The organism is Microbispora siamensis (assembly GCF_016863095.1).
In the GTDB taxonomy this organism is placed as follows: Bacteria; Actinomycetota; Actinomycetes; order Streptosporangiales; family Streptosporangiaceae; genus Microbispora; species Microbispora siamensis.
Genome location: NZ_BOOF01000005.1, coordinates 292,609 through 306,433, shown reverse-complemented (window position 1 = coordinate 306,433; position 13,825 = coordinate 292,609). Strand labels below are relative to the sequence as shown.

The 13,825-nt window shown below is 71.7% G+C and carries 9 protein-coding genes; 4 read left to right on the top strand and 5 right to left on the bottom strand.

The genetic code is table 11. The features are described 5' to 3' along the window. Positions 1-105: 105 nt before the first annotated feature. Positions 106-1,926, bottom strand: coding sequence for an alpha/beta hydrolase (locus tag Msi02_RS07845; RefSeq protein WP_204047712.1), 1,821 nt, complete (start codon positions 1,924-1,926; stop codon positions 106-108). A 292-nt stretch (positions 1,927-2,218) separates the two neighbouring features. Next, positions 2,219-3,229, bottom strand: coding sequence for a LacI family DNA-binding transcriptional regulator (locus Msi02_RS07840; RefSeq protein ID WP_079316791.1), 1,011 nt, complete (start codon positions 3,227-3,229; stop codon positions 2,219-2,221). 246 nt (positions 3,230-3,475) lie between these two features. On the opposite strand from Msi02_RS07840, the gene Msi02_RS07835 reads away from it, so the two are divergent. From Msi02_RS07835 to Msi02_RS07825, 3 genes are all read left to right on the top strand, one after another. Next, positions 3,476-4,852 (top strand): glycoside hydrolase family 5 protein, encoded by a 1,377-nt coding sequence (locus Msi02_RS07835; protein ID WP_239108212.1) that lies wholly within the window; start codon positions 3,476-3,478, stop codon positions 4,850-4,852. 22 nt (positions 4,853-4,874) lie between these two features. Further along, the gene (locus tag Msi02_RS07830; RefSeq protein WP_204047711.1) at positions 4,875-7,907 is read left to right on the top strand and encodes an endo-1,4-beta-xylanase; all 3,033 of its coding nucleotides are present in this window, start codon (positions 4,875-4,877) and stop codon (positions 7,905-7,907) included. 207 nt (positions 7,908-8,114) lie between these two features. Next, positions 8,115-9,680: a glycoside hydrolase family 43 protein gene (locus Msi02_RS07825; RefSeq protein WP_204047710.1), complete on the top strand. Its 1,566-nt coding sequence runs from the start codon at positions 8,115-8,117 to the stop codon at positions 9,678-9,680. Position 9,681: 1 nt separating this feature from the next. On the opposite strand, the gene Msi02_RS07820 is transcribed toward Msi02_RS07825, so the two are convergent. Both Msi02_RS07820 and Msi02_RS07815 read right to left on the bottom strand, forming a co-directional pair. Continuing rightward, positions 9,682-10,473, bottom strand: a complete 792-nt coding sequence (locus tag Msi02_RS07820) for an SDR family NAD(P)-dependent oxidoreductase (protein WP_204047709.1) — start codon at positions 10,471-10,473, stop codon at positions 9,682-9,684. Continuing rightward, the gene (locus Msi02_RS07815) at positions 10,470-11,465 is read right to left on the bottom strand and encodes an AurF N-oxygenase family protein (RefSeq protein ID WP_204047708.1); all 996 of its coding nucleotides are present in this window, start codon (positions 11,463-11,465) and stop codon (positions 10,470-10,472) included. Before Msi02_RS07815 ends, Msi02_RS07820 begins: the two co-directional genes overlap by 4 nt. A 200-nt stretch (positions 11,466-11,665) precedes the next feature. Here Msi02_RS07815 and Msi02_RS07810 point away from each other — a divergent pair, with 200 nt between their 5' ends. Continuing rightward, entirely contained in the window at positions 11,666-12,880 is a 1,215-nt protein-coding gene (locus Msi02_RS07810; RefSeq protein ID WP_204047707.1) for an NAD(P)/FAD-dependent oxidoreductase, read from the top strand. On the opposite strand, the gene Msi02_RS07805 is transcribed toward Msi02_RS07810, so the two are convergent. After that, a complete protein-coding gene (locus Msi02_RS07805; protein WP_204047706.1) occupies positions 12,843-13,823 on the bottom strand; it encodes a hypothetical protein in 981 nt (326 codons plus the stop codon). The genes Msi02_RS07810 and Msi02_RS07805 overlap by 38 nt on opposite strands. Between the last annotated feature and the right edge of the window lie 2 nt (positions 13,824-13,825).

The following is a 13,825-nucleotide window of genomic DNA, read 5'->3' as shown; positions in this document are numbered from 1 at the left end:
ACCCCACCCCCCAGGGGTTGATCGGAACGTAAGCCGCCGGAACAGCCGCGTCAATGCTTTCTATTAAGAAACTTTCCTTTTAATCAGCCCTTAAGGCGAGCTTGATCAGGCCAGCAGCCAGCCGTACAGCCAGGCGAGCAGCACGAGGCCGGTCAGGGCGGGGACGATCTTCGCGGCGGCGGCGTTCAGCCGGAACGCCTCGACGATCGACAGCCCGGTGGAGACGAGGGCCAGCAGGCCATACCAGGCCAGGGCGTGCGGCACCCCGATCGCGAGCGTGGTCCAGTCCCGGATCTCCGACAGGCTGAGGGCCGACAGCGCGCCCAGCGCGACGCCCGCCAGGCCCGCGAGCGCGCTCAGCCCGCCGCCGCGCCTGCGCACCAGGGAGACCAGCCCCGCGACGAGCTGGACGGCCGACACGAGCAGGAAGACCGCGGGGACGGCCAGCGGGATCGGCGACCGGGACAGCCGGTAGACCGAGGACGTGAGGAGCAGGTCGCCCGGTCGCACGACCGGGTACGGCGCGGCGCCGGGGTCGCACGGGCTGGCCGTCGCGGCCGGGTCGTCGAGGAACGCGGCGATCATCTGACGGCTGCAGGCGCTCGACAAGAAGGCGGCGTGCCCGGTCCCGGCGAACTCGGCGAACCGCGCGCCCGGCACCGCCGACACCGCCTGCCGCGCGGCCTCCGGGGGTGTGGTGGGGTCGTACTGGCCGCCGAGGACCAGCATCGGCGGCGCCGCCCCCTCCGACGACGCCGTCTGGGTGACCGACGCGTGCGGGGTCAGGAGGTCGGCGTCGGCTCGCGCGGCCGGCAGGCCCCAGGCGTCGCAGACCGCCGCGTCGACGACCCCGGTGAACAGCCGGGGGCCCCGCGAGCCGGGGAAGGAGTTGTACGGCGCCTCGTCCTGGCATTGGACGGCGTAGTACAGGCCCCACTCGTGCGAGGTCAGTCCGTCTCCGGCCGCGTCGACCAGGGGTTGCAGCAGTTCGGTGCGCCCGGCGGCCAGCCCGTCCACGAGGGCCGGCACGATCGGGATCACGTCGGTCTCGTGCAGCGCCTCGCCGAGGATCGTCGCCACGTCGTCCCCGTTGAGCTGCACCGTCAGCCGCTTGTGGGTGAGCGGGTCCTTGGTCTCGTACGTCGCTGGGTGCGCGTCGAGCGCCTTCACCATGGCGTCGAACCGGGCGGCGACGCCCAGCTTGGTCATCGTCGCCGAGAGCGCGGCGGACGCCTTGTCGTACCAGCGGGAACCCGCGGGAAGCAGGGAGTCCAGCACGACCCCCCGGGTGCCCTGCGGGTCGCGCGCCGCCGCCAGCAGCATGGGGCGGGTGGAGTAGCTGACGCCGAACAGGTACCACCGCGGGTAGCCGAGCGCGGTCCGCAGGTCCACGACGTCGGCCGCGATCTCGGCGGTCCGGTAGCCGCGCAGGTCGACGTGCTCGGCCTCCAGGCGCGACTGGCAGGCCAGCGCCTGCCGGGCGAGCGGGGTGGTCTCGGCCGACGCGGGCCCGGGCGTGCGCAGGGTGTCCACGACCCCGCGGACGATCTCGGGGCAGCTCAGCCTGGGTTCGGAGTAGCGCCCGCCGCGCTGTTCGAGCACGACCACGTCGCGGCCGGGGAACATCTGGCTGAGGAACCCGGTGAGCTGGAGCGAGGCCGATCCCGGCCCGCCGCTCATGTAGACGACCGGGTCGGCCGCCCGCCCCGAGGCCTGTGACGCCCGGTGCACCGCGTAGCCGACCTTGATCGTCCTGCTGTTGGGGACGTCACGCCGCTCGGGGGCGAGGAGGTAGCCGCAGGTCGTGCCGGACGGCACGGCGACCGGGCACGGGTGCTCCTCGACGGACCCTTCCGCCGCCTCGGCCGCCCGCTCGCGGGAAACCGCCGACGCCGGGCCGGTCACCGCGTGCCCCGCGCCCGGCACCGTCCCGGACCATGCTGTCCCGGCCGGCACCGTCCCGGACCACGTTGTTCCGGCCCGTACCGTCCCGGCCCCGTCGCGGACCGGCGCCGCGAGGGCCGCCGACCCGGAACCTCCCAGAAGCACGAGCGCCGCGGCGAATGCCGTGACGGCCGCTCCACGCGAACTCCGCAACCGTCAGCCCCGTCCCGCGAACCCGGCGATATCCGCAGAAACCTTAGCGTGTTCGTCGGTCATCCCGCCCCCATTCGTCCATGCGCTCCCATTTTGGACGATCATGGGATCGGTCCCGGTTTCACCGGGGCCGTGCGGTGCTCTCCCGGACCACGAGGTCGGTGGACAGCTCGACGCGGCGGGCCTCGGTGTTCTCGCCCCGGCCCATGGCCAGCACCATCCGCGCGGCCAGCGCGGCCATCTCCTCCAGGGGCTGGCGCACGGTGGTCAGCGGCGGCCACGCGGACCGGGACAGCGGCAGGTCGTCGAAGCCGACCACGCTGAGGTCCTCGGGCACCCGCAGGCCCCGCTGCCGGGCCGCCTCGAACACGCCGAACGCCTGCATGTCGCTGCCGGCGAAGATGGCGGTCGGAGGGTTGTCGAGCGAGAGCAGCGCGTGCCCGGCGTCGTGGCCCGAGTTGACGAGGAAGTCGCCGTACCGGATGAGCTCCGGGTCGATGGACACCCCGGCCGTCTCCAGCGCGGCGCGGTAGCCGTCGATCCTGGCCCGGCTGCACAGCATGTCGGGCGGGCCGCCGATCATGCCGATCCGGGTGTGGCCGAGGTCGAGAAGGTGGCGCGTGGCCGCGAGGCCGCCGTGCCAGTTGGTCGCGCCGACCGACGCCACGCCGGGCGGCGGCTCGCCCTCGGGATCGACGACGACGAACGGGATCGAGCGGGCGCTGAGCTGGCCCTGCTGCCGCACCGAGAGCCGGGAGCTGACGATGATCACACCGTCCGTGCGCCGCGCCGCGATGCGCTCCAGCCAGTCACGGCCGGGGCCCGCGTGGGTGTGCAGCACGGAGATCACCACGCTCGCGGCGGCCTCGTGCGCCGCCTGCTCGGCCCCGCGCACCAGCTCCATGGCCCACGGGCTCTCGATCTCGGCGAAAACCAGGTCCAGTAAACCGACCGGGCCGTCGCCCTGCCCCGTCCTGCGCTGGTATCCGTGCTTCTGCAGGAGGCGCTCCACCCGCTGACGGGTCTCCGGCGCCACCTCGGGACGGCCGTTGATCACCTTGGACACGGTCGGAACGGAGACTCCGGCCTCCTCCGCTATCTGGGCGATGGTCACCCGCCTCTTCACTGGCATGAAGCAGATCGTAGCCGAAAGTTTCGGGAGACCTGAACCGGTTCCTCCTGATGAGACGCCAGACGGCCGTGATCAAGCCGCGAGCGCCCTTGACGCTCAACCTCAGCTTTACTTATCCTCCGGACCACGAAACATTCGGATACTAGCCGAAACTTTCAGCGCGACCGTCAACAGCGGGTAGCGAGGAGGAGGCGGGGGCCGTCGCCCTCCGGCCACGCCGCCGGTACCGAGGATTGAGGAGAATCGATGACGCTGCTGCGCGTGTCCGGATCTCGGCTGGTAGACGAGGCAGGCGACCCGGTCAGGCTGCGGGGGGTGGGCCTGGGCGGCTGGCTCAACATGGAGAACTTCATCACCGGCTACCCGGCCGACGAGTCCTCGATGCGCGCGGCGGTGCGGGAGGTGCTCGGCGAGGAACGCTACGAGTTGTTCTTCGACCGCTTCCTGACCTCGTTCTTCACCGAGGCCGACGCCGACCTCCTGCGGGACATGGGCGTCAACTGCGTGCGCATCCCGGTGAACTACCACCACTTCGAGGCGGACGACCGGCCGATGGAGATCATCGAGCGTGGTTTCCGCCACCTCGACCGGGTCGTCGACCTGCTGGGGGAGCGCGGCGTCTACAGCGTCATCGACCTGCACGCGCTTCCGGGGGCTCAGAACCAGCACTGGCACTCCGACAACCCCACCCACGTCGCCTCCTTCTGGCAGCACCGGCACTTCCAGGACCGGGCGGTTCACCTTTGGGAGGCGATTGCCGACCACTACAGGGACAACCCGTGGGTGGCGGGCTACAACCCGATCAACGAGCCGGCCGACTCGAGCGGCCAGGTGGTCGGGCCCTTCTACGACCGTCTGGTCAAGGCGCTGCGCGCCGTCGACCCCGCTCACGTGCTGTTCCTCGACGGGAACACCTACTCGACCGACTTCTCGGTGTTCCGTGAGGTCTACGAGAACACCGTGTTCGTCTGCCATGACTACGCGCTGGCCGGATTCGCGCACGGCGGGCCGTACCCCGGGTACACCCGCGGCGAGTGGTGTGACCGCGACGAACTCGAGCGCGCCTTCGCCCGCCGCACCGCCTTCCAGCGCGAGACGGGCACGCCGATCTGGGTCGGCGAGTTCGGGCCCGTCTACACCGGCGACCCCTCCGTGGACGAGCAGCGCTACCAGATCCTGCGCGACCAGCTGGAGATCTTCGACGCGCACGAGGCCGGCTGGTCCATCTGGACGTACAAGGACGTCGGCCTGCAGGGGCTGGTCTGCGGAGGCATGCCCTACATGGAGCGGTTCGGGCCGTTCATGGCGAAGAAGAAGCGGCTCGGCGCCGACCGGTGGGGCTCGACGATGGAGGAGACGGCGAGCGAGCTCGCGCCGCTGCACCGGCTGATCGACACGGAGTTTCCTTCCTGGGACCCTTACCCGTGGGGCGCCCGCTACCAGACCGACGACCTCATCCGGCACATCCTGATCGCCCAGGCGCTGCTCCCCGAGTACGCCGAGCTGTTCCGCGGGCTGGACGACGACGAACTGCTCGCGCTCGCCGACTCCTTCGCCCTGTCCAACTGCACCCGGCGCGAGCCCCTGATCCGGCTTCTCGCCGACAACCTGGCCGCGCGCTAGCGCGGCACGAGGAGACCCCCCGATGCGCAGCCTCCGTTCCCGGGCGGCCGCGGCGATCCTGCGTTCGCTTGCAGTACGGCCCGCTGCCGCGGCCGTCCTGTGCCTGTTCGCGGGACTGCCGGTGGTCGCGGCGAGTGCGACACCCGCCGGCGCCGCGGCCGTGCAGGTCGCGAAGTACGACTTCGAAGACGGCACCACCCAGGGGTGGGGGCCCAGAGGCGACGGGGTCGAGGTCGGCGCGACCTCCGACGCCGCGCACTCGGGGTCGCGCTCCCTGCTCACCTCCGGCCGCACCGCCACCTGGCACGGGGCGTCCATCAGCCCGCCCTTCCAGAAGGGCGTCACGTACCAGGTCACGGCGTACGCCCGGATGGTGAGCGGGGAGCCGTCGAGCACGATCGCGCTGACCGTGCAGCGCACGCCCGACGGCGGCGACACCACCTACGAACGCGTGGCCGCCGCCACCGTGAACGACGGCGGCTGGGCCGAGCTGTCGGGCACCTACTCCTTCGGCGCCGACTCCACCGGCCTGCAGCTCTACGCCGAGAGCTCCGAGGCCACCGCGAAGTACTACATCGACGACATCGTCATCACCTCCGACACCGACCCCGCGCGCTCGGGCCTGAGCACCGACTTCGAGACCGGCACGGCCCAGGGCTGGTCGCCGCGCGCCTCGGCGTCCCTGACGGCGAGCACGGAGGCCGCGCACGGCGGCTCCCGCAGCCTCGCGGTGACCGGCCGCTCGGCCTCCTGGGACGGCCCGGCGATCAGCGTGCTCGGCAAGATGGCCAAGGGGTCGAAGTACACCCTGTCGGCCTGGGTGCGCCTCGGCCCGGACACGAGCGCGGGCGGTCTCGGCCTGTCGATCGAGCGCCGGACGAACGGCACCCCCAGCTACGAGCGGGTGGCCGCGCCGAAGGCCGTCCCCGAAGGACAGTGGGTGCAGCTCACCGGCACCTACACGCTCGCGTACGACGTGGACTTCCTCAGCGTCTACGTGGAGTCCGACACCGGCACGTTCCCGTTCTACCTTGACGACTTCACGCTGACGTACGTCGAGCCCAAGCCGATCCAGACCGACATCCCCTCGCTCAAGGACGAGGTGCCGTTCACGCTGGGCGCGGCCGTCGCCCGCGCGCAGACGCTCGGCGAACACGGCGACCTGCTGCTCAAGCACTTCGGCGGGGTCACCCCCGGCAACGACCTGAAGTGGGACGCGACCGAGCCGCGTGAGGGCGAGTTCACCTTCGCCGAGGGCGACTACCTGGTGAACTACGCCGTCCAGCACGGCCTCACCTTCCGCGGGCACACGCTCGCCTGGCACAGCCAGACACCCGACTGGGTGTTCAAGGACGGCGACCGCGACCTCACCTCCTCGCCCGAGGACAAGGCGCTGCTGCTCAAGCGGCTGGAGAACCACGTGAAGACGCTGGTCGGCCGCTACAAGGGCAAGATCGCGGTCTGGGACGTGGTCAACGAGGTCGTGGACGAGAACCAGCCCGACGGCCTGCGCCGGTCGAAGTGGTTCCAGATCACCGGCCTCGACTTCATCCGCACGGCCTTCCGCGTCGCGCACGAGACCGACCCGGCCGCCAAGCTGTTCATCAACGACTACAACACCGAGTTCCCGCGCAAGCGGCAGGCGCTGTACGACCTGGTGAAGAAGCTGAGGGCCGAGGGCGTGCCGATCGACGGCGTCGGCCACCAGCTCCACCTCAACATCGAGCAGCCACCGGCTTCCGAGGTCGAGGCCACCATCGAGCGGTTCGCCACGCTCGGGGTGGACCAGCAGATCACCGAGCTGGACGTGAGCGTCTACCCCGACTTCGTCTCCACCTACGACGAGGTGCCGGCCGAGGTGCTCGCCGAGCAGGGCTACCGCTACAAGGAGCTGTTCGACGTCTTCCGCAGGCACAAGGCGCAGATCAGCTCGGTCACCGTGTGGGGCCTGGCCGACGACGCCACCTGGCTGTCGACCTTCCCGATCACCCGGCTGAACGCCCCGCTGCTCTTCGACGACGAGCTCCAGGCCAAGCCGGCGTACTGGGGCGTCGTGGACCCGGCGAAGCTGCCGCCGCTGGTGCGCAGACTGGAGGCCCCCGCTGCGACGCCGAAGGTGGACGGCGGTCGCGACCTCGAATGGGACCTGCTGCCCGACGCCCCGATCGCCCGCGTCGGCGACGTGTCCGCCGGGTTCCAGGCCCGCTCCTCGGCCAGGTGGCTGTACGTCCTGGCCGAGGTGCGCGACCCGAGCGACGACCGGGGCGACCGGGTCACGTTCACCGTGGGCGGCACGCCGTACGCCGTCCGGCGCGACGGCGGCCACCCGCGCGGCGTCGACGCGGCCGTGAGGAAGACGGCCGGCGGCTACCGGGTGGAGGCGCGGCTCCCGATCGGGACCGACGTCACCGTGGCGGTCGCCGACGCCTCCGGCGGCTCGCAGACCTCCTGGACCGGGAAGGTCACCGCCACGCCCGCGGTGAAGCTGGCCACCGCGCCGGGCCGCCGGCCGGTGGTCGACGGCACCGTCGACCGGGCCTGGGCGGCGGCGCCGGAGATCCGCACCGCCACCTGGATCCAGGGCACGTCGGGGGCGACCGCGCGGGCCCGGGCCATGTGGAGCGGCGACACGCTGTACCTGCTGGCGCAGGTCGCCGACCCCACGCTCAGCGAGCAGTCGGCCAACCCGTGGGAGCAGGACTCCGTCGAGTTCTTCGTCGACCCCGGCAACGGCAAGACCAGGGGCTACGGCGACGACGACGGCCAGTATCGGATCAGCTTCTCCGGGAGGACGTCGGCCGGAGGTCCGCTCGACCCCGCCGCCATCGCGGGCAACCTGACGGCCGCCGCCAAGGTCGTCCCCGGCGGCTACGTGGTCGAGGCCGCCGTCAAGCTGCCCACGATCACGCTGCGGGACGGCACGCTGCTCGGCTTCGACGTCCAGGTCAACGACGCCACGGGGGCCGCCAGGACCAGCGCGGTGACCTGGAACGACGCCACCGGGCAGGGATACCGGGACACGAGCCACTGGGGCGTGCTCCAACTGCGCCACTGAGTTCCTGGCACTGAGCTCCGGCACCGGGTCCGGCGAAGGGGCCCAGCGGAGAGGACAGACAGTGCAGGGGCCTGGCGCAGGGAGGCCCCGCACTGGAAGGCTCTGCGCTGGAAAGCCCCACGCTTTGAAGGCGCGCCGCGTGTCCGTGCCGGACGGCCCGGTTCCCCACCTGGGGAACCGGGCCCGTCACGTTCGAGGAAGGGACGAATGATCGACGGAGTCGACGGCTGGGAGTACCGGAACCCGGTCATCCCCGGGTTCCACCCCGATCCATCGGTCTGCCGGGTGGGCGAGGACTACTACCTGGTGACCTCCAGCTTCGAGTGGTTCCCCGGTGTGCCGATCTTCCACAGCCGCGACCTGGTCAACTGGCGGCAGCTCGGCCACGTGCTCGACCGCCCGTCCCAGCTCGACCTGGACGGCATGCGGCCCTCGGGCGGCGTCTACGCCGCCACCATCCGCCACCACGACGGCGTCTTCCACGTGATCACCACGCTGGTGGACGGGCGGGGCAACTTCGTCGTCACCGCCACCGACCCCGCGGGCCCCTGGAGCGAACCCCGATGGCTGCCGGGAACCCGCGGCATCGACCCCTCGCTGCTGTTCGACGACGGCCGGGTCTGGCTCACCGGCACCAGGGAGAAGGACGCGCCCCGCTATCCCGGCGAGACCGAGGTCTACCTCCTGGAGCTCGACCCGTCCACACTGGAGCCGCGCGGCGAGGAGCGGGTCGTCTGGGAGGCCGCACAGCGGGGCGCCGTGTGGTCCGAGGGCCCGCACCTGTACAAGATCGGCGGCAGGTACTACCTGCTGACCTCGGAGGGCGGCACGTCGTACGACCACGCGGTCGTGGTCGCCAGAGCCGACCACGTCACCGGGCCGTACGAGCCGAACCCGCGCAACCCGATCCTCACCCACCGGCATCTCGGTCTCGGCCACCCCATCGCCTGCACGGGCCACGCCGACCTGGTGGAGACCCAGGACGGCGAGTGGTGGATGGTGCTGCTGGCCACCCGCCCGTACGGCACCCCGGGCGACCTCGGCGCCGGCAACGTGAGAGGCGACAACCTGGGCAGGGAGACGTTCCTCACCCGGGTCTCCTGGGAGGACGGCTGGCCGGTCGCCGAGCAGGTCGGGTCCGTGGCCGCGGGGCCGGCGCTGCCCGAGCACCGCTGGCCCGCCGTCCCCGCCTGCGACCACTTCGACGCCGACCGGCTCTCGCCCGTCTGGAACCACCTGCGCACCCCGCGCACGCCCTACTGGAGCCTGGGCGACAGCCGCCTGCGGCTGCGGCTGCGGCCGGAGACGCTGGCCCAGCGGGTCAACCCGAGCCTGGTCGCCCGCAGACAGCAGCACATGGACTTCGCCGTCCACGCCGCGCTCGACTTCACGCCCGCGGCCGGGGAGTGCGCCGGTCTCGCCCTGGTGCAGAACGACGACCACCACGTGCTGCTCGTGCGGACCGCGCGCGGCCTCGAACTCGTCCGCAGGAGGGCGGGCTGGGACGACCTGCTCGCCTCCGTACGGGTGCCCGGCCAGCGGCGGCTGTATCTCGGAGTGGAGGCGCGCGGGCAGGCCTACCAGGCCAGGTACGCCGTGGCGCCGGGGGAGTGGACCGACCTCGGCGACCCGGTCGACGGCAGGATCCTCAGCAGCGCCGTGGCCGGCGGCTTCACCGGGGCCTACGTCGGCATGTACGCCAGCTCCAACGGCCGCCCGAGCTCCAACGTGGCCGCGTTCGACTGGTTCGAGTACCTGCCGCTCAGCCCGTGACTCACTGGACGATGCGGCGGAAGGCGGAGCCTGCCGCCCGCACCGCCAGGGCGGGCGAGAGCCGTACGGCCCGCCAGGTGGCGCGGGCGGACGCGGGCGCGACGATGAGCGCCTGGTTCCTGGCCACGCCGCGCAGCACGTCGCGGGCGAGCGACTCCACGGGATACAGGCGGCCCTGGGCCCGCACGGCCGTCGTGCGGGCGCGCAGGCCGATCTCGGTCTGCGGGAGCCCGGGGTTGGCGTTGTCCAGCAGCGGGGTGTCGGTGAACCCGGGGCAGACCACGCTGACCCTCACGCCGTGCGCCGCCGCCTCGGCCCGCAGCGCGAGCGACAGCCCGACGACGGCGTGCTTGGTCGCCGTGTACGGCAGCATCATGGGTGCGGGGGTCAGCCCGGCCAGCGACGCGGTGTTGACGATGTGCCCGTAGCCCTGCTCGATCATGAGCGGGTACGCCGCGTGCACCCCGTGGACCACCCCGCGGAGGTTCACGTCGATGGTCCGGTTCCAGTGGTCGAGCGTGAACTCCTCGGCACGGCCGCCCACCGCGATTCCGGCGTTGTTGAACAGGAAGTCGAGCCGCCCGTGCTCGGCCGCCACACCGGTGACCAGTTCCCGCACCGCCTCCGCGTCGGAGACGTCGCACACGACGCCCGCGCAGCCGAGGTCCTTGGCGGCGTCCTCGGTCCCCCGGACGTCGGCGATCGTGACGTGGACGCCGCGCCGTACGAGCTCGGCGGCGACGGCCCGCCCGATCCCCGATGCCCCGCCCGTGACGACGGCGGTCTTCCTCACGAGTTTCCCCTCGCTTGAGCCTTCGGCTCATCCCAGATGCCCATCGCCCGCCACAAACGGCGGCTGACCGGGTTCATCATGCCCAGATCGGCGCAAAGCTCCCTCGTCCTGGACACCGAGTCGCGGGTCTGCGCGGCCGTCTCGGGGTTGTCGACGTAGACCTCGCGCACGACGTCGTCCGGGATCCGGAACGCCCTGATCATCGAGCCGGGCGGGGACAGCATGATCCGCGCCATCAGGCCGATGATCAGCGGCGTGAGCACACTCAGCGCGAAGCGGCGGTGGCGCGGCATGCGCGGCACCCGCCGGCGCAGGTAGTGACGGGCGAAGGAGATGTGCCGCGCCTCCTCCGCCACGTGGATGCGCATGATGGTCTCCTCGAGCGGATGCCGGATGCGCCCGCTCTTGAGCGTCGTGCGCTGCACGTGGTCGATCGGGTCCTCGCCGCCCAGCACGAAGACGAAGAACAGCTCGGTGGAGATCAGCGGAATCCACGGCACCACCTGGGCGAGCAGGCTGAGCGGCCCGGGCATGCCGCGAATAGGGAGCTTCGTGCGGTTCACGAACTCCTGGAACATCATCCCGTGATGGCCCTCTTCGATCGTCTCGTGGTAGACGTACCGGAACTCGGGAGAGCCGTTCGGCAGCCGGTAGGCGTAGTTGAGCAGCCCGCGCTTGAGCAGGTTCTCGAACTGCAGCCCGATCTTCATGGCGGTCGCGACCCGCCAGAGCCCGATGCGCGCCCTGACCTCCGGCGACCGGCTCCGGTACCAGGGATGGCCGCCCAGCCGGTCGGCCGGCGGCAGCTCCCACCGCGGGTCGGCCTGGTCCACGTGGAACTCCGGGTCGTCCCAGGGGATGTCGACGTACGGCTCCCAGTGCTTGTCGACCGAGGCCTTCGACAGGCGTTCGATGACGGCCTCGTACGCGCTCCGGGCGGCGACGTGCTCGTCCTTCTCCCTGCTCGCGGTGGTCTTCGGTGCGGCGGACATGCGGCCTCCCTTCCGGCGCCGCAATTGTACGACTCATCCAATAACTCGGGAAGGGGGCCGCCACGACGCGACTCGGCGGATTTCCCGGCCGGCAAGATTTCCGCGCGGTACAGTTCGGCGAGGTCACCCGTGTGTGGCCTTCTTGAACGGCCCTCCCTCACCTACTGTCGAAGCGAGGGGACGGCGAATTGGGAGCCCGCGTGCGTGAGACCTGCGACGTCGTGATCATCGGTGGTGGCGTGATCGGCTGCGCGATCGCGCACCGGCTGGCCGCGCGGGGTACGAGCGTGGTGCTCGTGGACGCCGGGCAGCGCCTCGGGCTCGGCGCCTCAGACGGCGCGATGGGCGGCATCCTGACCCAGACGGAGCCCTCCTGCCTCGGCCCGCTCAGCAGCGTCATCAAGAGCAGCCGCGACATCTACCCGGACTGGCTCGAGGAGATCCGCGACGCCTCCGGCGTCGAGGTCCCGGTGCTGGACGGCGGCGACATCCAGGTCGCGCTGGACGAGGCCGAGATGGAGCGCCTGGAGTCCAAGGTGCTGCCGCAGTGGAAGAACTCGCCGTTCGCCGTCGAGCGGCTGACGGCGGCCGACGCCAGGAGCCTCGAACCGCTGCTGAGCGAGCGCGTCGTCGGCGGGTTCCTGCTGCCGGAGGAGCTCGCGCTCGACCCGCGGGTGCTCATGGCCGCCCTGTCGGGAGCCGTGCTGTCGGGTCGTACGCCGATCCGGGTGCTGAACGCGGTGCGCGCCACCGACCTGCGGACCGGGCCGGGCGGTGTCGAGGTGGACCTCCACGACGGCCGCCGGGTGTCCGCGGAGCAGGCCGTCGTCGCGGCCGGCCACCTGAGCGGGGTCTTCCTGCCCCGCCACCGCGCCCACCTGTTCCCCATCAAGGGCGTGGCCTTCGACGTCCGTCCGCCCGGGGCCGTCACCTACCCGCTGCGCCACCACATCTTCGCGGAGATCAGGCAGGACGGCCGGGAGTACTACCCCTACCTCGTCCCGCGCCACGACGGCAGGGTGGCCGTCGGCGTCACGTACGAGGAGAACGTGGGCGACGTGACGGTGACCGCCGCGGCGGTCGAGGAGATCCGGCGGGGCGTCGCCGCTCTCATGCCCAGAGCGGCCACCTGGCCGATCGGCCGGCGCTGGGCCGGACTGCGGCCGGGCAGCGCCGACCACATGCCCATCCTCGGCCACGTGGACGACCACGGCCGGGTCGTGGCGGCCACCGGCCACAGCGGCCTCGGGGTCACGCTCGCCCCCGTCACGGCGGAGCTGGTGGCGGCCCTGGTCTGCGGGACCGCCGGCCCCCGGGAGAAGGAACTGCTCGCCGTCTGCCGGCCCGACCGCCCCTTCCCTCCCGCGCCGCTCCCGCCTACGCCGCCGGTGTCGCCGCCTCCCACAGTTCGCTGAACCGCTCGGCCCGCTCCCGCACCCTCTCCTGGTCCTGGACGAGGATCGTGCTGTGGATCACCGGGGCGATGCCGTCGCCGACCTGCGGGGCGGGGTTGGACTCGTAGTAGACGACCCCGTCGAACAGGATGAAGTCCGACAGCGACCCGCGCAGCAGGGGCGGCGCGTCGGTGAGGAGGAGCGTGCGCACCTCGATCCCGACCGTGGTCTGCCACTTCCACACCCGGCGGAACGCCTCGGAGTCGAGCCGCTCGGAACGGTCCACCACGAACACCCGGCGCACCCGCGCCCCGCGCTGGACGAGGTCGCGCTGGAGCTTGACGTAGCGCTGCCCGAGGTCGGTGTGCCAGAAGCCGCCCTCGAACTCGGTGTCGCGGGCGTCCACGCTGGTCAGGCTCACCGCGTCGAGACTGACCCGGGCGTTGCGCGCGAGCGCGAGCAGCCAGTCGCGGTCCTCGCCCTCGTACAGCGCGTACCTGCCGTCGGCCAGCTCGCCGAGGAACTTCGCCATCCGGGTGACCTCGTGGTGCACCAGGCTCTTGACGAGGTCGGGCATGTCGTCGCGGATCTTGGCGGCGTTCTGCACCAGCTCGGCCACACCCCTGGTCTCCAGCGCGGACATCTCCACGACGCCGAACAGTTTGCTCGCCTCGTTGATCTTGGAGAAGCTGTCGGCCACCAGGTTGTGGGTCTTCGTGTGCTGCCTGCGCTGCTCCTGCAGCACGGTCTCGAGCTGGTCGTCCACGTCGGCGAGGAACTGCACGACGAAGGCGACGCCGCTGATGAACGTCGCGAGCAGCAGGCTCCACAGGTCCTCGTTCGGTCCGTGGATGAGCGCGTTGCTCACGAGATAGCTCACGCCGCCCACGAGCACCGTCACGAGGACCTTGCGCACGATCCTAGGGACGAGCGACGGGGAGGGCTCGGGTGCTGCTCCGGTCACGG